Source organism: Rhizobacter sp. P2_H3 (genome assembly GCF_056403355.1).
Map to the genome: position 1 here is coordinate 1 of NZ_JBFUFQ010000553.1, position 532 is coordinate 532.

The following is a 532-nucleotide window of genomic DNA, read 5'->3' on the forward strand; positions in this document are numbered from 1 at the left end:
CCGAAAGCCTCACGAATGCAGGCACTCAAATCGTCAACACCATACCTCTCCGATAGTTCATACAGTCGGAGGAAGACGGTATAGTTTGTTGCATCTCGGTTGAGCATATCGCTGATCCGATTCAGCAAGCCCTGGGTAAGATTCATGGATTTTTCGGTGTATTTGTTGGAAAGCCCGTAACTATGCGACCACCCTTGCCGTTCGGCTCAACAATCACGGTTATGTCAATGCCATCTCGTGTTCCCTGCACCTTGATTCGTCCGTTGGGCTGAGTAGTACGACTCGAACCGGGATCTGTTGCAACATCAGAAATCTCGCCCTTGATCTTGTCGTCAGACCAGTTCGCAGGAAACTCACTCTTGCCTGGCTTCCCAGTGCCATGTCGATGCCCTCCGCCCGCATTGGGTCCGTCGCCGTCCAGGACGTGATGTCCGCCTTGAGGATCCAGAAGACTCGGCTTTTCCTCGTTAGCGCCAGTTGAAAGACCATCAGCAGCCTGCTCCTCGGAATCGCCCACGGACAGTACCGCATC

At 53.6% G+C, this 532-nt stretch carries 1 protein-coding gene; it reads right to left on the minus strand.

What is annotated here, in order from left to right:
• Positions 1–142: 142 nt before the first annotated feature.
• On the minus strand, positions 143–532 hold a 390-nt coding region (locus AC1D1T_RS32995; RefSeq protein WP_477993585.1), incomplete at its 5' end, for an EndoU domain-containing protein.